Source organism: Rhodococcus sp. IC4_135 (assembly GCF_011602025.1).
GTDB lineage: Bacteria > Actinomycetota > Actinomycetes > Mycobacteriales > Mycobacteriaceae > Rhodococcus_F > Rhodococcus_F baikonurensis.
In genome coordinates, this window is sequence record NZ_JAAOLG010000018.1 from 21180 (window position 1) to 41844 (window position 20665).

At 60.5% G+C, this 20665-nt stretch carries 15 protein-coding genes; 9 read left to right on the forward strand and 6 right to left on the reverse strand.

The features are described from left to right. Positions 1 to 120: 120 nt before the first annotated feature. The 3 genes from mfd (at position 121) to G8767_RS25085 (ending at position 6393) form a co-directional block, all read left to right on the forward strand. Positions 121 to 3747 (forward strand): transcription-repair coupling factor, encoded by a 3627-nt coding sequence (gene mfd, locus G8767_RS25075; RefSeq protein ID WP_124567108.1) that lies wholly within the window; start codon positions 121 to 123, stop codon positions 3745 to 3747. A 7-nt stretch (positions 3748 to 3754) separates the two neighbouring features. Continuing rightward, on the forward strand, positions 3755 to 4591 hold the full coding sequence (locus G8767_RS25080; RefSeq protein ID WP_124567107.1) for a MazG family protein: 837 nt from the start codon (positions 3755 to 3757) through the stop codon (positions 4589 to 4591). A 320-nt stretch (positions 4592 to 4911) separates the two neighbouring features. Beyond that, the gene (locus tag G8767_RS25085; RefSeq protein WP_166812475.1) at positions 4912 to 6393 is read left to right on the forward strand and encodes a sugar transferase; all 1482 of its coding nucleotides are present in this window, start codon (positions 4912 to 4914) and stop codon (positions 6391 to 6393) included. A 14-nt stretch (positions 6394 to 6407) separates the two neighbouring features. Here the strand turns inward: G8767_RS25085 and G8767_RS25090 are convergent, their stop codons facing one another. The 6 genes from G8767_RS25090 to G8767_RS25115 form a co-directional block, all read right to left on the reverse strand. Next, entirely contained in the window at positions 6408 to 6962 is a 555-nt protein-coding gene (locus G8767_RS25090; RefSeq protein WP_095972146.1) for a YdcF family protein, read from the reverse strand. Between the two features lie 33 nt (positions 6963 to 6995). Further along, complete coding sequence (locus G8767_RS25095; RefSeq protein ID WP_124567104.1) at positions 6996 to 8117, reverse strand: glycosyltransferase; 1122 nt, start codon at positions 8115 to 8117, stop codon at positions 6996 to 6998. Further along, positions 8114 to 8650: a DapH/DapD/GlmU-related protein gene (locus tag G8767_RS25100; RefSeq protein ID WP_095972148.1), complete on the reverse strand. Its 537-nt coding sequence runs from the start codon at positions 8648 to 8650 to the stop codon at positions 8114 to 8116. The genes G8767_RS25095 and G8767_RS25100 overlap by 4 nt, the downstream gene beginning before the upstream one ends. Next, on the reverse strand, positions 8647 to 9627 hold the full coding sequence (locus G8767_RS25105) for a GDP-L-fucose synthase (protein ID WP_095972242.1): 981 nt from the start codon (positions 9625 to 9627) through the stop codon (positions 8647 to 8649). The genes G8767_RS25100 and G8767_RS25105 overlap by 4 nt, the downstream gene beginning before the upstream one ends. Next, complete coding sequence (gene gmd, locus G8767_RS25110; protein ID WP_166812477.1) at positions 9624 to 10661, reverse strand: GDP-mannose 4,6-dehydratase; 1038 nt, start codon at positions 10659 to 10661, stop codon at positions 9624 to 9626. The genes G8767_RS25105 and gmd overlap by 4 nt, the downstream gene beginning before the upstream one ends. Before the next feature lie 95 nt (positions 10662 to 10756). Beyond that, on the reverse strand, positions 10757 to 12049 hold the full coding sequence (locus tag G8767_RS25115) for a glycosyltransferase family 4 protein (protein WP_124567102.1): 1293 nt from the start codon (positions 12047 to 12049) through the stop codon (positions 10757 to 10759). A 383-nt stretch (positions 12050 to 12432) separates the two neighbouring features. On the opposite strand from G8767_RS25115, the gene G8767_RS25120 reads away from it, so the two are divergent. From G8767_RS25120 to G8767_RS25145, 6 genes are all read left to right on the forward strand, one after another. Continuing rightward, the gene (locus G8767_RS25120; protein ID WP_124567101.1) at positions 12433 to 13692 is read left to right on the forward strand and encodes a hypothetical protein; all 1260 of its coding nucleotides are present in this window, start codon (positions 12433 to 12435) and stop codon (positions 13690 to 13692) included. Between the two features lie 191 nt (positions 13693 to 13883). Next, complete coding sequence (locus tag G8767_RS25125) at positions 13884 to 15188, forward strand: hypothetical protein (protein ID WP_143538692.1); 1305 nt, start codon at positions 13884 to 13886, stop codon at positions 15186 to 15188. A gap of 71 nt (positions 15189 to 15259) precedes the next feature. Continuing rightward, complete coding sequence (locus tag G8767_RS25130; RefSeq protein WP_206029762.1) at positions 15260 to 16621, forward strand: oligosaccharide repeat unit polymerase; 1362 nt, start codon at positions 15260 to 15262, stop codon at positions 16619 to 16621. Next, positions 16618 to 17424, forward strand: coding sequence for an SGNH/GDSL hydrolase family protein (locus G8767_RS25135; RefSeq protein ID WP_095972154.1), 807 nt, complete (start codon positions 16618 to 16620; stop codon positions 17422 to 17424). Before G8767_RS25130 ends, G8767_RS25135 begins: the two co-directional genes overlap by 4 nt. Then, positions 17421 to 18836 carry a hypothetical protein gene (locus tag G8767_RS25140; RefSeq protein WP_124567098.1) on the forward strand — a complete coding sequence of 472 codons (1416 nt, stop codon included), beginning with the start codon at positions 17421 to 17423 and terminating at the stop codon, positions 18834 to 18836. Before G8767_RS25135 ends, G8767_RS25140 begins: the two co-directional genes overlap by 4 nt. Further along, the gene (locus G8767_RS25145; RefSeq protein ID WP_124567097.1) at positions 18833 to 20536 is read left to right on the forward strand and encodes a polysaccharide biosynthesis tyrosine autokinase; all 1704 of its coding nucleotides are present in this window, start codon (positions 18833 to 18835) and stop codon (positions 20534 to 20536) included. The genes G8767_RS25140 and G8767_RS25145 overlap by 4 nt, the downstream gene beginning before the upstream one ends. The last annotated feature ends 129 nt before the right edge of the window (positions 20537 to 20665 follow it).

Here is a 20665-nt window from a genome sequence, read left to right on the forward strand (position 1 = left end):
GACTGCGCTGCGAGATCGCGCACCGATAGAATCGAACCGGCGCACAACTCTGCCTCGGTGGGGATCTTGCGCTCGGACTGTGCGTCCGCAACCCGTCATCACTGTTCAGGAGCGCGTTCGTTGACTTCCTTGTCCTCTGCCCAGACTGCGCTCGCTGGACTCGCCGAGGTCGCCCTCGCAGACGCCGCGTTCACTCCAGTGATCGACTCCATCGGTGCGGCCGCCCTGGACATCGTGGCGCCGAAACCGGCTCGACCATTCATCGCCGCGGCCCTTGCCGCCCGCACGCCGGTGCTGCTGGTGACGGCCACCGGTCGCGAAGCCGACGATCTGACGTCAGAACTCACCGAGATGCTCGGTGGAGGCGTCGCGCAGTTCCCGTCGTGGGAAACATTGCCGCACGAGCGACTGTCGCCGAGCGCGGACACCGTCGGGCGGCGAGTGGAGGTACTGCGCCGACTCGCCAGACCAGACGACGCCTCGTACGGCTCGCCTCTTCGGGTGATCGTCACGACGGTGCGCTCTCTCGTACAGCCGATGGCGCCGGGGCTCGGCGAGATCGAGCCGATCACGTTGCGCGTCGGCACCGAGATCGATTTCGATTCCGTTCTGGTTCGTCTGGTGGAGATGGCGTACAGCCGCGTCGACATGGTGGGAAAGCGCGGTGAGTTCGCGGTCCGCGGTGGCATTCTCGATCTGTTCTCGCCGACGGCGGATCATCCGGTCCGTATCGAATTCTGGGGTGACGAGGTATCGGAACTTCGGTATTTCTCTGTTGCCGATCAGCGCTCGCTACCGGACGTCGACGTCGATTCCGTGATCGCGCCGCCGTGTCGTGAGTTGATTCTGACAGCTGATGTTCGCGACCGAGCTGCAGCACTTGCTGCTGAGAATCAGGCCGACGCGTCGTTGGTCGAGATGCTGGACAAGATCTCGGCAGGCATCCCCGTCGAGGGGATGGAAGCTCTACTCCCGGTCCTCAAACCGGGTGAACTGCAACTACTTTCCGATGTCCTTCCCGTGGGGGCGCACATCCTTCTGTGTGATCCGGAGAAGGTGCGCACCCGCGCCACCGACCTGGTGCGCACCGGCCAGGAATTCTTGGAAGCGTCGTGGACCGCGGCGTCGATCGGCGGCGCTGCACCGCTGGACACGTCGATCCTCAACGGCGGGGGAGTCGATCTCGGCGCCTCCGCATATCGGTCGCTCCGTCATGTTCGCGAATCTGCCGAAGCTGCCGGCCGTCCGTGGTGGACGGTCAGCCCGCTGGCGTCCGGGAATGGTGAAGAACTCGAACTCCCGGTTCAAGCAGCACCGCAGGTTCGTGGTTCCGACGACTTGTTGGCCGAACTGTTCGTCAGCCTGCGGGCACACGTGAGCACGGGCGGTCGCGCGGCGATCGTGGTGGCAGGTGCCGGAACGGCAAGCCGCGTCGTGGAGCGACTCGGTGAAGCCGAAGTGCCTGCCAAGATGCTCGATGCCGGAGCGACCCCCGCCCGTGGACAGGTCGCGGTGCTCCGCGGTTCTCTGCACGACGGACTTGTACTCGCCGGCGATGACTCGACACCAGGGATGGTGATCGTCACCGAGTCCGATCTGACCGGCAACCGTGTAGCGGCGGTCGGCGACGGAAAGCGTTTGCCGGCCAAGCGCCGCAATCAGGTTGACCCCCTCGCGCTGTCGGCAGGGGACATGGTCGTGCACGATCAGCACGGTATCGGCCGGTTCGTCGAAATGGTCGAACGCACCATCGGCGGGGCGCGTCGTGAATACCTGGTCATCGAGTACGCGCCGAGCAAGCGTGGCCATCCGGGCGATCGTCTGTTCGTCCCGATGGAATCGCTCGATCAACTTTCCCGGTACGTCGGTGGAGAGTTGCCTGCGCTGAGCAAGCTCGGTGGATCCGACTGGGCAAACACCAAGCGTAAGGCCCGCAAGGCGGTTCGTGAGATCGCGGGTGAATTGGTTCAGCTCTACGCTGCGCGTCAGGCAGCTCCCGGGCATGCGTTCGGCCCGGACACGCCGTGGCAGAAGGAACTCGAAGACGCGTTTGCGTTCACCGAGACCATCGACCAGTTGACCGTCATCAGTGAGGTCAAGGCCGACATGGAGAAGCCGGTTCCGATGGACCGGGTGGTGATCGGTGACGTCGGGTACGGCAAGACGGAGATCGCCGTTCGTGCCGCGTTCAAGGCAGTGCAGGACGGCAAGCAGGTAGCGGTGCTGGTTCCGACGACTCTGCTTGCACAGCAACATCTTCAGACGTTCACTGAACGAATGGCGTCGTTCCCGGTGAAGGTGCGAGGGCTGTCCCGTTTCACCGACGCCAAGGACTCGAAGGAAATCATCGCAGGCATGGCGGAAGGTGAGATCGACATCGTCGTCGGTACTCACCGGTTGCTGCAGACCGGTATCCGCTGGAAGGACCTCGGGCTTGTGATCGTCGACGAGGAACAGCGATTCGGAGTCGAGCACAAGGAACACATCAAGGCACTGCGCACCCATGTGGATGTCCTGACGATGTCGGCTACCCCGATTCCTCGTACTCTCGAGATGAGTATGGCCGGGATCCGCGAGATGTCCACGATCCTCACGCCGCCGGAAGAACGTCATCCGATCCTCACCTACGTCGGCGCGTATGCGGACAAGCAGGTCGCCGCGGCCATCCGGCGCGAACTGTTGCGCGACGGCCAGGTCTTCTACGTACACAACCGCGTCAGCTCGATCGACAAGGCAGCCAAGAAGATCCGCGAACTCGTCCCGGAGGCTCGCGTCGTCGTCGCGCACGGTCAGATGAACGAGGACACTCTCGAAAAGACCGTGCAGGGATTCTGGGAACGAGACTTCGACGTGTTGGTGTGTACCACGATCATCGAAACCGGTCTGGACATCTCGAACGCCAACACGCTGATCGTCGAACGTGCGGATTCGCTGGGCCTCTCTCAGTTGCATCAGCTTCGCGGACGCGTCGGGCGTAGTCGCGAACGTGGATACGCCTATTTCCTGTATCCGGCCGAAAAGCCTTTGACGGAAACGGCATACGACCGGCTGGCAACGATTTCGCAGAATTCGGACCTCGGCGCGGGTATGGCCGTCGCGATGAAGGACCTCGAAATCCGTGGAGCCGGAAATGTTCTGGGCGCAGAGCAGTCCGGCCACGTCGCGGGGGTCGGGTTCGATCTGTACGTCAGGCTGGTCGGTGAGGCGGTCGAAGCCTTCCGGGCTGCAGCCGACGGCAAGCCGATCACAATGGACGAGGGCACGAAGGAAGTCCGGATCGACCTACCGGTGGACGCGCACATCCCGCCCGACTACGTCACCAGTGACAGGCTCAGGTTGGAGGGGTACCGCAAGCTCGCTGCGGCAACCGATTCCGACGGCATCGCTGCCGTAGTCGAAGAACTGGTCGATCGCTACGGCCCACTGCCCGAAGAGGTTCGACGGCTGATCTCGGTGGCCAAGCTTCGACTCCTCTGCCGCGAGTACCAACTGGAGGAAGTTGCCGTCACCGGAACTCAGCTCAAGATCTCGCCTATGTCACTGCCCGATTCCAAACAGATCAGGCTCAAGAGGATCTATCCGAGCGCGCAGTACCGGGCAACGACCGGGCTCGTGCAACTCCCGCTGCCTCGCACCGGCGGAGTCGGCTCGGATCGTCTGCGGGACGTCGAACTACTCCAGTACATCGCGGACTTCATCCTGGCGATAGACGGGCGCGCCGCCGGTGCCGTCCTGGTCGAGGCGTGAGCGCACAGTGAACGAATCGCCCGTCGTCGTACTGCTCGATCCTTTGCGGCCGCATGTCTTTCCGATAGAGGCGCTCCCGTTCTTGTCCGGCGCGATCGATATCGACCCGGACGTTCCCGACTCGGTACGCGGCGCGCTGCCGGCGACGACACCCGGCGCCTCGGTCACTCTGATGATGGACACCGACGAGCCGAAGATCGAGGCGATTTCTGCCGCTGGGGTAAAGGTGATTCGCGCCGAACCCATTCACGGCGATCGACTGGTGGAAGCGGCGTCGATCATGGACCGGTTGTGGAATCGTGGTGGTTGGGAGTCGACCCAGACGCACGAGAGCCTCTCGGTTTACCTCGTCGAGGAGACCTACGAGGTACTCGACGCGATTCGAAGCGACGACGAGAGCGACCTCCGTGAGGAACTCGGCGATCTGTTGCTCCAGGTGTTGTTCCACTCGCGGATCGCTCAATCTCACGGCGTTTTCGAATTGGACGATGTGGCCGGCGCATTGATCGCGAAACTTGTGCACCGCAGCCCGCACCTGGTCAGTTCCGGAGTGGTCGACATCGCTGAGCAGGAGCGGGCGTGGGACGCTTTGAAGGCTGCCGAGAAGGCGCGCGCGTCGTCCATGGACGGAATCGCACGGTCGCAGCCGCCGTTGCTCCTGGCTGAAAAAGTGTTGAGTCGGGCTGCCAAGGCCGGTGTGATCGAAAGCGCTGATGAGGCTGATCTCGAAGCCGTGATCGAACAATGCCGACGCGCCGACACGGCACTGCTCGGCGCTCTGGACAGACTGATGACCGACATAAGGACACGTGAGGCTAGTGGCCTCGAAAACGTGGAGGATTAGCCCACTTTGACGTAATTGCCCGGTAATCATCTGGCAACCGGAAAATAGCTTGGACTCGGTGAGTGCAGTTGAAACAAACCTAAGGTATGTTTACGTACGAAATGAGCAACACTGGGTCGTTTTCTCGCACGAAGTGGCCTTTGATCGGCAGTTATGTAGGGGGGTCCGATGACGGTTCGTTTCTGCACTGCGAGCGGCGAGGTACGGCAACCGGCGGGGTGTTGCCGTACCTGGAGGCTCGGAGTGGTTACCGATCAGCGATCCGCCGAAGTCGTTCGATCCGCTGAAGCCGTTCGAATGACTAGAAGGACTGATGGCAAATGAGCGTTCATGCTGAGGTGGAGAGCCGGTCGGTAGCATTACAAGATTCCGCTCATGTCGGCACCGACTGGCGTCGGGCATACCGGAAGCGGATCGCCGTGAGCGATTCGATCACGGTCCTGTTCGTGATCGCACTCGCTCAGATCGGCAGCATGTGGCCGCATCCCATCGAGTGGCTGACACCACTCAAGGTGATCGCGTCTGCAGCGCTGGGCGGGTTGTGGATGATCGCGCTCGCACGGGGGCGTAGTCGTCATCAGGCGATGTTGGGTGAAGGCAGTGACGAGTACGAGAAGGTGCTGCTCGCTACCGGCCAGGTGTTCGGGGTAGGTGCATTGGCCGGGATCATTCTCGGCGTGGGAATTGCGCGAAGCTATCTCATGATCGCCCTGCCCGTCGGACTCGCTGCGCTGCTTCTCGGGCGCTACCTCTGGCGACGCGACATTCGAAAGAAGCGTGCGATCGGGGATTGCCGCAACTCGGTGCTGTTGGTCGGTGGACACGCGTCCGTCGTTGCCACCACGCGTGCCTTCGTGCGCGATTCCTCGGCCGGCTACGACGTCGTGGGAGCGTGCATTCCGCGTCGGGCGACCGCGTTGGACGATCACATCGTTGTCGACGGCGCAGCAGTCCCGGTATTGGGCAATGAATTCGAGGTGGTCGAGGCGATGCGCGCAAGTGGCGCAGACACCGTCATCGTCACCGGGACCGAAGACCTCGGGCAGGTGGGCATTCGCAAACTGATGTGGGACCTCGAAGCAGAGGGCGTAGACATGGTGGTTTCACCGGTCGTGGCCGATGTGTCGAAGGCTCGCTTGATGTTTCGGCCTGCGGCGGGACTCCCGTTGATTCACGTTGCGCGGCCGCGCTATCAGGGGGCGAACCGGCTTGCGCCCGCTGTTTTCGACGCGGTGTTTTCGATGCTGATGATCCTCCTCCTGGCGCCGGTCATGGTCGCCGCTGCCGCTGCAGTCAAGTTCACGTCGAAAGGCCCGGTGTTCTACAAGGCGGAACGCATCGGCCTCAACGGGAAACCGTTCCCCATGTTCAAGTTTCGTACCATGGTGGAAGGTGCCGATCAACAGGTTGTCGATCTGATGGGCGACAACGAAGGCGCTGGGGGCGTGTTGTTCAAGATGCGTGAGGATCCACGAATCACGTCCGTCGGCAAGATCCTTCGTCGATTGAGCATCGACGAGCTCCCACAGTTCTTCAACGTCATTCGCGGGGAGATGAGCGTCGTCGGCCCCCGGCCGCCGTTGCGTCGCGAGGTCGAGATGTACGACGACGAGGTTGCCCGGCGCTTGCTGGTCAAACCTGGCATCACCGGTCTCTGGCAGGTAAGTGGTCGCAGTGATCTCTCCTGGGAGGAATCTGTTCGTCTCGACTCGTCATATGTGGAGAATTGGTCTGCGGCGCAGAACATCTCGATCATCACCAAGACCGTATCTGCAGTGCTCAGGAGCGACGGAGCGTACTGATCGGCCAGAGCCGGTCAGCATTCCTGGAACTGGGCGCGAACATACCCCGCGGTTTGCCACACGTAGTTTGCGGCCCAAACCCAGAAGGGCAGTGGTCGGCGGTCCGCGACTACGTCGATGTCACCGTCCCAGCAGCGGTTGATGATGTAACGACTGCGAGAGACGTGGGGAACGAAGGTCACTACGATGACGCGCTTCCATCCCTCTGCCTCTGCGCGACGCCGAATCTCCTGTCCTTCGCCACGCGTGGTCGACGGATCTGGCTTGAAACAGCTGACCTCGAAGTCGTAAGTTCCTTCGCATATTGCGTTGATCTTCGGATCATTGCTGCGATACGGATTCGAAAAGATGATCTGGGGCGCGTAGCCCTGCTCAGCCAGGGACAGTCCGTACTCTTCTCTGCCGTCGTGATCACCGCCCAGAACGACTATCGCGTCGGCCATTTCGGGTGTGTCGATCACCGGATCGACGTAGACCGGCCAGCCGGCAGCAGTGATTGCAGTAAGTCCGCCGACAATGCCACTGAGAACGAGTATGCGTCGACGAACCTTGGGGCGAGTGGATTTCACAATTACTTCCTGTAGTGCAGATGTGGGAGCCGCTCAGAGCCTGTATTGGGTCTCGAGCGCTGCACGAACGGCAGGCATTCCTAGGCGTTCGCGAGCAACACTTCGAGCGCGGGCGCCCATCTCTGCTGCGGCGACGGGGTCCTTCAAGAGCGACGAGATCGCCGCAGTCAGTGACTCGGTGGCGTCGTCGATCACGAGGCCACACCGACCGTCTCGAATCAGTGGTGCGAGGCCACACGTGTCGGTGACGACTACGGGCAGTCCAGCGGCCATCGCTTCGAGTACGGACATTGGGAACGGCTCGTTCACGGAGGGCAAGACATATACCGACGCTTGACGAAATCGCGCGGCAGACTTGTCGAACGGAAGTGGGCCTTCGTACCGGATGAAAGTGCTATGCCCTGAGCGTTCGATCAGTCCGTTGACGGCTTCTGCTTCACCCTCATCCGGCCCGACTATCGAAAATCGCGCCGTGTGTCCGCTGTCCAACAACTCTTTTGCGGCTTCAACGAACACCTGGGGTCGCTTTCTTGCCTGTAGGCGTGCGAGGTAGAGGACCTCGGGCGGGTCGTAACTGTTGCAAGGCCGCGACTCGAGGTCTTCTGCCTCCGGAATCCCGTTGTTGAGTTCCACCAAGTTTAGGTGACCGTCTCCGACAACGGACTGCAGGTCTGCGTGTTCGCGTTCGGTCAGATAGAACACTGTCCGTGCTCGTTTGAGGACCGGGATCGTGAGAGCAGCGTCCAACGGTTTTGCCAGCAGCTTGTCTGTTTCGTCGATCATCCCGTGAGTCTGAGCGAAAACTGGAATGCCGTATGCAAGAGCCAGCTTCGCGGCAGGAAGAGTCACCAGGTCGCGAGCGAGATGAATGTGCACGACATCGAATTCTCGGATGTGCTTGTGAAGCCACACAAGCATCGACGGCGCGCCGATTCCCGCGTACCCGATCTTGGGGATCACGGTTCGCGCCGAAAACAATTTCAGAGCGATACCTTGCTCGTGTGTCGGGGGCACCGCGTATCCACGCTCACCCGCGGCGATAGTTACGTCATGACCATTGTCTTGCAATGCTTTCGACTGATTGAGGGCGACCCTGATAGGCCCTCCGTATGCGGCGTCCGGTGAGAAGAGAGTGACGATTTGCAGTATCTTCATCGTGCGGCGCCGGCCCGTGGCGCCAACATTGTGGTTCCGGCGGAAACATCGGACGTCACCAAAGCCGTCGCGCCGACGATTGCGTTGTCCCCGATCGTTACACCCCGGAGTATCGTCGCGCGGGCGGCGATCCACGCCTGGTCACCGATAACGATGGGGGCATTGTCGAACTCGAATGTGGGACTTCGGTGATCATGACTGCCCGTACACAGGAGGACATCCTGCGAGATAGCCGTGTTCGCCCCTATCGTGACGGGTTCGAGATTGAGTATCCAGGTTCCCTCCCCGATCCACGAGTCTGCTCCGACCGTCAGCTTCCACGGCCAGTGGATACGGACACGGTGTCGAATCAGGACCCCGTCGGCGATGTCTGCGCCGAACTGCCGGAGAACTGCAACGCGTATTCCGTTGGGGCACCACCAATGAGAAAGCAGCACACCGGAAATCACAAGCCAGGAGATTTGAACCAGTAGGCCGCGTCCCTTGTCGTAGCCTGCCCCGGTGAACCCGGACAGAGTGCGTGTTGTGCTCACAGTCGGACCGCTGCAGACGAGTCCCGTACGTGCTCGCGATACCATGCAACGGTCGACTCGATGCCCTCGCGTGTTGAGATCTGTGGTTTCCAACCGGTGGCCATCAATGTGGACACGTCGAGTAGTTTGCGCGGTGCACCATCGGGCTTGCTTGTGTCCCAGTCCATTCGGCCTTCATATCCCACTGCTTCGGCCACGATGTTTGCGAGATCTTTGATGGTTTCGTCGTGACCGGTACCGACGTTGATATGTCCGGACTCGTCGAAGGTGTCGAGTAGGTGAAGGAGTGCGTCGGCCAAGTCGTCCACGTGGAGGAATTCTCGACGGGGGCTCCCCGAACCCCAGTTCGTGACGGATTCAATTCCATCCTTCTGGGCTTGGTCGAGACGGCGAATCATCGCAGGAAGTACGTGCGAGACATTCTCCGTGAAGTTGTCGCCGGGGCCGTACAGGCTTGTCGGCATCGCCGAGATCCAAGGCAACCCGAACTGCCGACGAACAGCCTGGACTTGGATGATTCCCGCAATCTTGGCGATCGCATACGCGTCGTTGGTCGGTTCGAGATGGCCGTTCAGTAACTGATCTTCGGTGATCGGCTGTGGTGCCAGGCGCGGGTAGATGCACGAGGACCCGAGGAACAGCAATCGACGCACGCCGTGCCGCAACGCTGCGTCGAGCACATTGGTCTGGATCTGGAGATTGTCGGAGATGAAGTCGACCGGATATGTGTTGTTCGCGACGATCCCCCCGACCTTCGCGGCAGCCAAGACAACGCACGACGGTTTGGTTGCTTCGAAGAAGGCGAACACGTCAGCACGGTTTCGCAGATCGAGTTCGGCAGATGTGCGGCCGATCAACTCGGTGAAGCCACTCTGTTCGAGCTTGCGCCAGAGCGCGGAACCCACTAGTCCCTTGTGGCCCGCGATGTATGTCGGGGCGCTGCGATCAAGAGGTGCAATCGATTTCGTTGTGATCATGAGAGCGAGATCTTCCAATCAGGGAGATGTGGCGTGTCGATCCACGGTGTGCCGGCATTCGCCAATGCTGCGATGTCGGCGTCCATCATGATTCGAGCCAATTCTGGGGTCTGTACTGTTACTTTCCAGCCCAGTTCGTCTTCGGCCTTGCCTGCGTCGCCGACCAGAGCGTCCACCTCTGTCGGGCGAAGGTAACGAGGATCGAATTTGACGTACTTCTGCCAGTCGAGACCAACATGTTCGAAGGAGGCCACGACAAAATCCTGGACCGTGAAGTTCCCTCCGGTGGCCAACACGTAGTCATCTGGTTCGTCGACTTGAAGCATCCGCCACATACCCTCGACATACTCGGGTGCGTAGCCCCAGTCTCTGACCGCGTCCAAATTGCCCAGGTACAGGGAATCTTCGATCCCGGCCTGAATCCGCGCGACTGCACGCGTAATTTTTCTGGTGACGAATGTTTCACCGCGGCGGGGTGACTCGTGATTGAAGAGGATCCCGTTCACCGCGTGAATTCCGTACGCTTCGCGATAGTTCCTGGTGACCCAGTACGAGTACACCTTCGCAGCACCGTACGGCGACCGCGGATAGAACGGGGTGTCCTCGTTCTGTGGAGGCGGACTGGCTCCGAACATTTCCGAACTCGAAGCCTGGTAGAAGCGGCACTGCAATCCCGTCATGCGGACTGCTTCGAGCAAACGAATAGACCCGATTCCGGTTGTGTTGCCGGTGTGTTCGGGCTCGTCGAAGCTGACCCGCACGTGCGACTGCGCAGCGAGGTTGTACACCTCGTCTGGTGCGATCTTCGACAGAAGCGTGACGAGTCGTGCGCCGTCGGACAGGTCACCGTAGTGCAAGAACAGCCGTGCGCCCTGTTCATGAGGGTCCTGATAGAGGTGATCGATGCGCGACGTGTTGAAAGTTGATGCGCGTCTGATCAATCCGTGTACTTCGTAGCCTTTGGCCAACAACAGTTCTGCCAGGTAGGAGCCGTCCTGTCCGGTGATCCCTGTGATGAGTGCGCGTTTGGTCATCGAGCGTCAGCTGCCTTGTCTGTGTTCGTCGTCTTCGGATCCGAGTCCAGGTGTGTGTCGAGATGTGTGAGGTGTTGTTCCGAGTGGCTCGCGTACTAATTGCGGCCGGCCACCAGCTCGCGGATCCACTGTTCACATTTGTCGATGGACGCGGTTTTGCCGACCGCGGTAGCGCAGTAACGGACCCCGGCTGCGCCAAGTCTGGCGGAGGTCTCTGCGTCGCCCGCGAGTTGCAGGGCTGCGGTGAGCAGGCCGGCGGGATCACCGTTCCGAGTGACGACGCCGGCACCGGAAGCACGGATTTCGTCAGCAGTCGTGGATGCCACGTCGGTCGCAGCGACAATCGGGGTACCGCTGCTGAAGTACGACGTCAACTTGCTCGGCACTGCCATTCCGACGATTCCGGGTGCCTCGTTGACCAGTAGAACGTCAGCGGCGGCCATGGCAGTGCGGAAGTCCTGGTCGTCGAGTGGCCGCACGAAGTCGATTCGATTGACTCCCATTGCCGCAGCTTCGAGGTTCGGTCGCTGATTGCCGTCACCGACCAGAACGAATCGGATCGGTAGATTCTGCTCGTCGGCGAGTCGAGCCGCCTCGACCACATTCTCCAAACCTTGCTTTACACCCATGTTTCCGGTGTGCAGAACTATGGTTTCATCGGGCGACCACCCGAATCTGGTGCGTGCGGCGGTAAGATCCTCGACATCGATCGGTGCTACGTGCGTCCAGTTCCGAACGACGGTGACTCGTTCGCGTGGGACGTGAAGTTCGTTGACGACGTGGTCGACGAAACGGTCATGGACGACAGCGATTCCATCGGCGGACTTCACGACAGCCGCCTCTAGCCGAGACGTTGCGCGGGCACTGCGGCCTGTCATCGCGCCGGTCTCCACGACACCTTGTCCGTACAAGTCGTGGACCCAGACCCCGATTGCCGGGCGATTGGGCGTCAGCCGAGCACGTCCGAGGACCATCGCAGTGGCCAGCAATGCCGGACTGGTACACACGATCACATCAGGTGTGTTCCACCCGGAACTGGCTGCGCGTGCGCCGAAACTCAGCTCCATTTTGATTCGTCCCAACGCGTTCGGTGGGTTCGGGACGAAGTGGCGGCGTCGGTGAACGTGAACGCCGTTCACGATCTCGTCTATCGACCGCCCCTGATACGAAGTGTCGATTTCCCATGCCGGATAGTGCGGGTAACCGGTGACGACGTGCACCTCGTGCCCGCGCTCACCGAGCGATTCGGCAAGGTCCGTCATGTACGGAGCTATCCCCGTGGTTTCCGGCGCGTAGTTGATTCCGAGGATTGTGATGTTCAGCGAGCCGACGGTGGCACTTGTCGGTAACTCGGGAATCGCCGAAGCGCCGCCAGGGTAGTCGTGCATCTGGTCGGTCTGTGTACTGATGACGAACCTCCGGTTGGGAAATGGCGCGCGAAACAGTCAAACGGTTTTATTCAAGCTATTTAAGCCCCAGTAGGGCGGTTTATCAACCCGGTCGGCTGGCCAAACTCGACAAAATGGGCGAATCGCTCAGATGAATGCCCGGCATTCGACCGCCTGAACGACCGATTTAGCCAAAAAATAACTGGATGGATGTGATTCTGGTGATAGTTGGGTCGAGGTGGGTGGTGTGCGTCCGGGCGGGTCCGGATTCTGCGCTCTCGCACCGTGTGCAATTCTGTGCTCACGCAATGGTCTGCGTGAATGTTCGATCACACCTTGACCGTCTTGCGGTTTGTTGTGTATTCGGCGGCAGAGGGGAAATGATGAGGTCTGATCCGTGGGGGAACATCTACTGCTGCAATACTCAGCAGGCGTTTGCGACAGTTGTACCGTCAGTGGTCGACGACGCGATTTCGGTGTGGATCAGCAGTGTTTTCGATCCCGAGGACGAGGTCCGTGTGCGCGTCGTGTTGGTGCGCCGAGTCGATGAATCCGAAATCGAATCCGAGCACCTGGTGCTCGACGACGCGGCTGGCGATCTCCCCGACGAGTTCGACACAGTCGATGTCGACGAATTCGACAAGGTCTTCGTGAGTTTCTTCCATAACAGCCGCCTCGTCGACCCGTCGACAATCGTGTTGGTCGTAAGTGCCGGAATGCTCGGACTGATCTACTCGCACCGATTCGGTGACGAGACGGTGTTCATGCCGAAGTCGGAACGACTCTTTCTGGCATTGAGTGGGTTGAGTCCTGACTGTGCGCCAGTTCGGCAGGACCGGCGGCCGTTGACTGCGCGGAGGATCGTCGAGGGCGGACTTCGGATGTCCGTCGCTCACCCCAAAGCATCTTTCGGAGCGATACGTCAGATTGTCGGTATGCGGAAGGAGGTTCCGCGCCCGGTGGCTTGCCCGGACGAGTCGGGGATGCATGCATTGGACTCACGCGCGTGGTGGTATTTCGCTCGGCTCGAAGGCAGGACTGATCGCAAATTGCCGTCGGTCTACTTCTACTGCGCACTACTTGCCGCGTTGGAACGTGGGGCGCACGAGAGTCATCACGTGGTGGCGGACCTTCGGTCGTACTCCCCAGTTCTCGGGCTCACCGATGGGAATGCATTCAGTCACATACCATTTCGAGCCGACTGGTCGGTCGACGACCCTGCTGACGTGGCGCACGAACTGTCGTCGCGAATTCGGTCGGGCGAGGCGCTGATCCGTCGATCAGTAGGTGAGGTGGTCACGCGCGCAGCTGACTACAGGCACGGATCCGGTGGTGGATTCGGCGAAGGTGGCGAGATCGCGGAACAGCCTCTGACCACCAGTATGTCGTGTTTTCGTCTCCCGGCCGACCGGCCGTATGCGAAGCGTGATGGTCGGCTCGTGTACTCCGGTGGCATGCAGACCTACGCCGCAAACGCGATGTCGATCAACATTCGGGCGACTGGAAACGTCTCCGATTGCACGTTCAGTCATTCCGGTGGACATGTCGCGAAGGCCTCACTGATTGCGGCGGTGAAAACTGCCGCTGGCCTGTCGGGTGCCGACGTGACGATGGAAACAGGATTTCACTTCGGCGAGCGATAGCGGAAACCTGCGTCCCACGGTGCGTCTGCAGGCACTTCGTACTCCTCGGCTACTTCGCAGTAAACAATCCTATAGACTGTTTTGAGTGAACTGAGCCGACCGATGGTTTCAAATTGATCTCGGTCTTGAAATCTCGGTCGCGGAACATCGAGGTCTTGGAATGCAGCGAGCGCAAGGGGGAGGTGAGAGACGTGGCGGGTCTCAAACTGCGCGTGCTGTTCAGCGCGGGTGATCAGGTACTGTCCAGCGTCAGCAATGCGCTGATACTGTTCGCAATGGCCGGCCCGTCGTCGGTGAGTGAGTTCGGCCTGGCGATCCTCGTTTTCTCCATCCTCACGGCTGCGCTCGGATTCGTTCGAGGCGCAGTTGGCACTCCGCTGCTGTTGATGAGTGCATACAGCCGCAACAGGATTCGCACCGAGAGCAGACACGCGATCTTGGGTGCGGCCTTCTTCGGAGTCGTAGTCGGGATCGTTGCCCTCGGAGTTTCTGTTTTCCTACACGAACCGCAGGTGGGGATTGCATACGCCGTCGCCGCGCCGGTTGTTCTCACGCAGGATGCGTTGCGGTTCACCTCGATGTCGATGGGAGAACCGGAACACGCGTTCTTCAGCGACGCGTTGTGGGCGAGTGCGGCCTTCGGTGTGCTTGTCGTGACTTGGATTAGACCAGAGGCACTTTCGATCGCCGAGATGATCTGGCTGTGGTCCCTCTCCGGAGCGCTGGCACTCGTTTACTTGATGATTCGCGTACAGACGCTACCGCGACTGACTGGTCTGTATCGCTGGTGGGCGTCGTTCTGGACTCATCGAGTCCGGTTCGGATTCGAGAGCGGTATCGACCAATTGGCGGCAATCGTGATCGTCGCGGTGTCCACAGCCTTCATCGGAACAGTGGCTGCGGCGTCTTTGCGCGGAGCAGTGACCGTCCTTGGTCCGTTCGCCGTGCTGATCAGTTCGCTTCCACTGATCGTCATTCCCGAATCCGTTCGGGCCGGCCATACCGCGCGCCAGGTGTGGAGCACACTGCGTTATGCAGCGTGGCTCACGTCCGCGATGGCGGCAACGATCGGATTCGCCGCTCCCTTCCTTCCGGATGCACTCGGCCGGGTCGTTCTCGGAGAGTCCTGGGCCGAGGCCCGCCATGTTCTGCCGTTTCTCGGACTCGAGTACGCGGCGATCTGCTGGATAGCGGGCGTTTACAATCTATACCGCACTCAAGGAGCCAGTGGCCGACTGCTCAAACTGCGAATCGTCCAGAGTCTCACGGCAATTGTCATCTGCAGTGCGGCTGCAGCCCTCACTGGAACCGCGGTCGGAGTCGCGATCGGACTGGCGCTCTCGTCCATCCTGGTTGCAGTCTGCCTGGTGGTTGCTGCCCAGCGGAAGCACTCTGGCCGTGAAGGCCCTGCGATCGTGCCGTCCACTGTCGATCGTTCCGAACCCGGCGACATGCGCCGAGCACGTACAGGCACACTGGCCGGGACGACCACGTGAAAACACTTTTCAGCGGGCGGTCAAAGCCTCACGAGTTCGCGGAATTCGACGTCAGTCGGAAAGACTCGTTGATGCCACCGCTGATTGCGACCTGGACCGCGGTGATCATGGTGATCATCGTGCCTTTCGCAGTCGTCGAGTTCACTCCGACACCGCCAGGGCGCGTGTGGATGGCGGTACTTGCCATCACAACGATTTCGGGATTGCGCTACGCGTGGATTGTCGGCGAGGGCTTTCGTCGGCTCGTCGAGATGTCGTTCTGGGTCTTCACCTATGTCTTCATGGGTCTTGCCCCACTTGCTCAGCTCCGCCTGCGGGAGATTCCTCCTACGACGCCGCGAGTGGATCCCTCCCTCAACTCGACAGCGGTCTCGATCGTCCTTCTGGGGATCGTCGGCTTCCTGGTGGGATTGGTGTTCTCCGGTGCGGTCTGGCGTCGAATCAGAGACACGCGATGGGGAAACGCCACAAGTGTGCGTGTGGATCCCGTTCGGGTTTTGATTCTTGCCGGTTGCGCCCTGGTCGCCAACGCGTACTACATCAAGAAACTCGGTGTAGGGACGCTTCTGTCGAGCCGAAGTGCGGTGGTGGAGCAGGCGAGTGCGTCGCTGGGGCAATCCACGGTCGCCAGCATCATCGGCGCCGTCGCGATGATGTCGTTGCTCGTCGCATTCATCGCGGTGGTCAAATACCGTGATCAGAATCCCGGATCGGATCGTCTGTTTCTTCTCTGCGCCATCGTGCTCGGAGCCGTGCTGTTGTTGACGTTCAATCCGATCTCGAGTGCGAGGTATCTGTTCGGTACTGCAGCACTCGCCGTGGCGGCACTTTTCGGACTCTTCGCGACCCGCGTTCGATTCCGTGTGGTTGCCCTGCTTGCCGTGGCGGCACTTGTCCTGGTCTTTCCGCTCGCCGATGCGTTCAGATACAGCACGTCGGCACAGTTCAAGACAAGCTCGCCTCTCGAATCGCTCACGTCTCCGGACTACGACGCATTTGCGCAGGTCAACAACACCGTCAACTTTGTGAATACGCACGGGGTTACCGATGGCAAGCAGGCACTCGGAGTTGTTCTTTTCTGGATTCCGCGGACCATCTGGCCCGGCAAAGCTACGGACACGGGCATCCTGCTCGCAGAGAGCCGCAACTACACGGTCAAGAACCTTTCTGCGCCGTTGTGGTCCGAGCTGTTCGTCAACGGTGGGTGGATCGCGTTGATTGCCGGAATGGTCGCGCTGGGCTTGATCGCAGGGATTCAGGACAGAAGAATCGAAATGTCGCTGCACCAGTCCAGGGCGCCGACGATTCTTGCCTGCATACTGCCCTTCTACCTGATCATTCTTCTCAGAGGGTCACTGCTGCAAGCGATGTCGTACTTCCTCGTCATCATCGGCTGTGCATTCTTCGTCTCACGACGGGAGGCGACTCGATGACTCGGACGAGCCGATTCTCGTCGAGAATCTCTGCCCGTCGCCGCCCGCTGGAAATCACGGGTCTTGCTTTGCTGGTGGTATTGGTCGTCTGTGCGACAGCGCTGGCCGTGCGTCAGAATTCTGCTGCCGAAAACGGCCGTTCCGCCCTCACTACAGCGACAACGGTTCCTCAGTTGCAGCCGGACACGGCGCCGGCATCGATGTGGTTCGGCGACAGCTTCACTGCGGGTATCAACGGAATCGGGCTCGGGGCGTACCCGAGAATCATCTGCGTCCGGATGGGGTGGAACTGCAATGTCGATGCACAGGGAAGCACCGGTTTCACCAACGACGGCGCCCCGGAGTATCAGGGAACTACAACACGATTCGCGAATCGCCTACCAGTGTCGATCGAGCGGTATCGAGCGGACATCATCTTCGTGGACGGTGGGCGAAACGATCTGCACATGACTCCGATGGATTTGTTTCCCGTCATGACGTCGTACATCGATGCCGTCCGGGACGCATGGCCGGATGCGCGTCTGGTGATCATCGTGCCGACCTACGTCACACCAGTGCCGTACGAAGGATACGAGCAATTCGTGTCAGCGCTGCGAAGTTACGGGGAATCGGTAGCGGCGACCGTGATCGATCCTGTCGCCGACGGTTGGTACGCCGACGTCGACCTCGCGTCATTGAAATTCGAGGATGGTGTGCACCCGAATGCAGTGGGGAATGCTGTGATTGCTCAGAAACTGGTGGAATCGCTGACTACCTCCGGTGTGATTCGCGAGGGCGCGCCCGATGGGGGAATTCTCCGATGAACCCGTCCGGCTTCTTCGAAGTCCTTCGTGACAGGTGGATTGTCGTGGGCATCTCGACAGTGCTCGGCCTGCTGGCAGGCGTTCTGTTGACATTGCTCACGCCGACCACTTTCAAGTCCTCGACCGAACTCTTCCTCACCACACCAGGTTGGGGAACACCGACCACTCTGGGCAATGCCGATTCGAGCCCGTTCCAAGGTGACGAGTTCTCGCAGCAACGAGCCGGTACATATACGCGTCTGGCGGAAGGTGCCGACTTCTCTGCCCGTGTCGCAAGTCGCCTGGGCGAGAATGGTCTTCGTGACATCGAAGTCATTTCGGTTCGCGTTGTGCCCGACACCGTGTTGCTCGAAATCTCCGGGACCGCCGACAGTGCAGATCGGGCGCTGCAACTGACGAATGCGGCTTCGGATGAGATGAACGAAACGATCCGGCGGCTCGAGACGCCGAGTGGGACTTTGATCCCGACGGTTCAGCCGCTGACTGTCGTCACGGCGTCAGCACCCACGAGCCCGTCTGGCCCGCAGACGATTCCGAACGTTCTTCTGGGGTTGGTCGTCGGATCGATGGTTGGAATGACTGGTGTGATCTTGGCTGCTGCAAGGTCGAAAGCAGTTCAAGGTATCGACCAATTGGCGGCCTGGACGGGTCTACCCGTGCTCGAGTCCATCCCGTACGTCGGTGACAGGGGATTTGCCGCCGAGGAAGGTGCTCAGTCGGCAGTGAGGAGTTCTTTCGAGCGACTGCAGTTCAACCGAGATCTCATCGGGGCAGGCACGCCTGCATCACCTGTGCTCGTGACCGCTGCCGACAAGGGGGAGATCAGTGGGTTCGCAGGTGGCGGTATCGCCGATGCTGCTTGCGCTCTCGGGTATTCGGTGGTTCTCGTCGACTGCAACTTCCGATCCTCGCGTGCACATATCGAGTTGGGGGTCACCGACATCGTCATGTCGGACAGCGTCCTCGACGATGTTCTGATCTCGACACCACTGCAGCCGACTCTCCTCCGGAGCGGTTCGCCGACCGAAAGTCCCGAGCGAGTCTTCGAGTCGGAGTCGTTCGGACGCATGTTGCGAGATCTGAGTGCCAGGTTCGATGTTGTGGTTGTCTTCGACTCCGGCGGGACGCAGTACGCTGATTCGAGCCGATTGGCCAAGGTATGCCGTTCGATAATCCTTGTCGTTCAATCTCATTCGACGAGCAGGCAGGCGTTGATGACGAAGATTCACGATCTGGAGATCGCAGGCGCGAAAATCGAAGGTTCGGTCCTCTTGGCCACCACACGCCGAGGGCAGAGAGGGGCAGTGTTGCCCGGCGGTCGGCCCGACACAACTGACTCGGTGGCAAGTCACACGCCCCGGCGCGACGGAGACACACGCACACAGCGGTCTCCAAGAAAGGCGAACACATGAATGCACTCAGCTCTGCCGCGCGAATCCTGAGGCGGGGGTGGGCAATACCTGTTTTCGCGGTGTTCGGCTTGATCCTCGGTGCATTCATGGCCATGTCGAGTCCGTCTTCGTACACGTCGACAACTGTGCTCTTCATTGGCTCGCCGATCAGTGCCGACTCGGCCGGCGCCTATCAGGGCGATCTGTTTTCTCAACAACGAGCGGCGACCTATGCCCAATTGTTTTCGAGCGACGATCTCGCAGTCAAGGTGATCGACGACCTGGGTCTTCCAATGAGCGGACACGAGTTGGCCTCGCAGGTTTCGGCGGCAGCAGTGGAGAAAACCGTGCTCTTGCAAGTCTCTGTCACGGATTCGACGGCCGAAGGATCGGCCGGTATCGCCAATGCGTATGCGAAGAATTTTGCACAATATGTCGGGCAGTTGGAGACCCCTAACGGTGGTGGACGTCCGAATACGTCTGTACAGGTGGTCACCGAGGCCAACGCCGAAGATGCCAGTGGGGGGTCGAATCTCGTGATGATGTCCCTGTTCGGCCTCGTCGGTGGCCTGGTCGTCGGCGTCGGCGTCCGGGTGCTCCTTGGGCGGCTCGATCGTTCCGTTCGAAGTGCTTCCATGCTCTCAGCCGTTGCGGGCGTACCGATTTTGGCGACAGTTCCGGAATCGGCTTCGCGGGGATCTCACGCGTTGACGTTCCCCGCCGACGGCGGGACCGCCTATGCCGAGTCGATACGCAAGCTCAGGACAGGTATCGAGTTCGCCGGCCCGAGTGCCGACGCGATCCGTTCGGTCCTCGTCACCTCGCCGCGGTACTCGGAGCCTGCGGGGTGCCTTGCGGCCGATCTCGCGATCGTCCTGTCCGAAGCGGGACGTCGAGTGCTTTTGGTGGACGGTGACTTGAGGTCGCCGAGCTTGGATTCATACCTGGGGATGACGCCGGCAGCCGGCTTTTCCGACGTACTTGCCGGCGCAATTCCGCTCGTGGACGTGCTCGTTCAGGTACCTGGTCGCTCATTGACTCTGCTGCCCGCCGGCTCGATACGATCCGGTTCCGCTGACGCCATCGCGTCGACCTCAGCACGTCAGGTGTTGGTAGAGGCCACCGAGAAATTCGAATACACGATCATCGTGGGTCCACCTTTGTCGCTCTATTCCGATTCGGCTGTGATCGGCTCAGTCGTCGACGGTGTGGTTCTTGTTTCAACACAGAGTATTTCGTCGGTGGACGAGGTTGAAGGGGCAGTGACGACTCTGCGCGCTGCCGGCGCGAACTTATTGGGTGCGGTGCTGGCGGGTGCTGGACGTAGTGGATCGGTCAAGGGCCGTAGCCGAGTGATCGTGGTCGACGAGCCTTCGGTGAACGAGCCTCCGGTGAAGGACACGTCGAATGAACCAGTCGGCGCGTGGCCTCCCGTCGAGCGGGGAGCCGCTGCGCAGTTGGTCCGTACGGAACCTGATATGGGTTCGACGGGGAAGAATGAAGTGAACAAGCATGATTCGGCCGATTCGGGTGAATCTTTTGCCGACGATGTGCGAATCGATTTCGACGAATGGGAGCCGGCGGAGACCGAAGAGCGCTACACGCGGAGTGATCTTGACAGTCCCACAGTGGCAATCCCGCGCTCGATGCTCCGGACGAAAGTCGTGCCGAAGGCAAACCGCTCGAGCGACAAGTTGTCGACCGATGAGCGGCAGGGGTGAGTATCGAAGGTTCGCGAGGCAGGAAATTTCGTGCAGTTGCCGTCGGCATTGCGCTGGTATCGTCAGCGCTTCTCGTAGCGGCCGGCCTCAGGCTCTCTGATGGAGTGGACCGAAACGCGAGGGTTGACG

What these genes read in the sequence shown, in the direction of transcription:
- G8767_RS25085 (WP_166812475.1), top strand. Translation starts at nt 4,912, where the DNA reads ATGAGCGTTCATGCTGAGGTGGAGAGCCGGTCGGTAGCATTACAAGAT.
- G8767_RS25095 (WP_124567104.1), bottom strand. Translation starts at nt 8,117, where the DNA reads ATGAAGATACTGCAAATCGTCACTCTCTTCTCACCGGACGCCGCATAC.
- G8767_RS25105 (WP_095972242.1), bottom strand. Translation starts at nt 9,627, where the DNA reads ATGATCACAACGAAATCGATTGCACCTCTTGATCGCAGCGCCCCGACA.
- gmd (WP_166812477.1), bottom strand. Translation starts at nt 10,661, where the DNA reads ATGACCAAACGCGCACTCATCACAGGGATCACCGGACAGGACGGCTCC.
- G8767_RS25115 (WP_124567102.1), bottom strand. Translation starts at nt 12,049, where the DNA reads ATGCACGACTACCCTGGCGGCGCTTCGGCGATTCCCGAGTTACCGACA.
- G8767_RS25120 (WP_124567101.1), top strand. Translation starts at nt 12,433, where the DNA reads ATGAGGTCTGATCCGTGGGGGAACATCTACTGCTGCAATACTCAGCAG.
- G8767_RS25130 (WP_206029762.1), top strand. Translation starts at nt 15,260, where the DNA reads ATGCCACCGCTGATTGCGACCTGGACCGCGGTGATCATGGTGATCATC.
- G8767_RS25135 (WP_095972154.1), top strand. Translation starts at nt 16,618, where the DNA reads ATGACTCGGACGAGCCGATTCTCGTCGAGAATCTCTGCCCGTCGCCGC.
- G8767_RS25140 (WP_124567098.1), top strand. Translation starts at nt 17,421, where the DNA reads ATGAACCCGTCCGGCTTCTTCGAAGTCCTTCGTGACAGGTGGATTGTC.
- G8767_RS25145 (WP_124567097.1), top strand. Translation starts at nt 18,833, where the DNA reads ATGAATGCACTCAGCTCTGCCGCGCGAATCCTGAGGCGGGGGTGGGCA.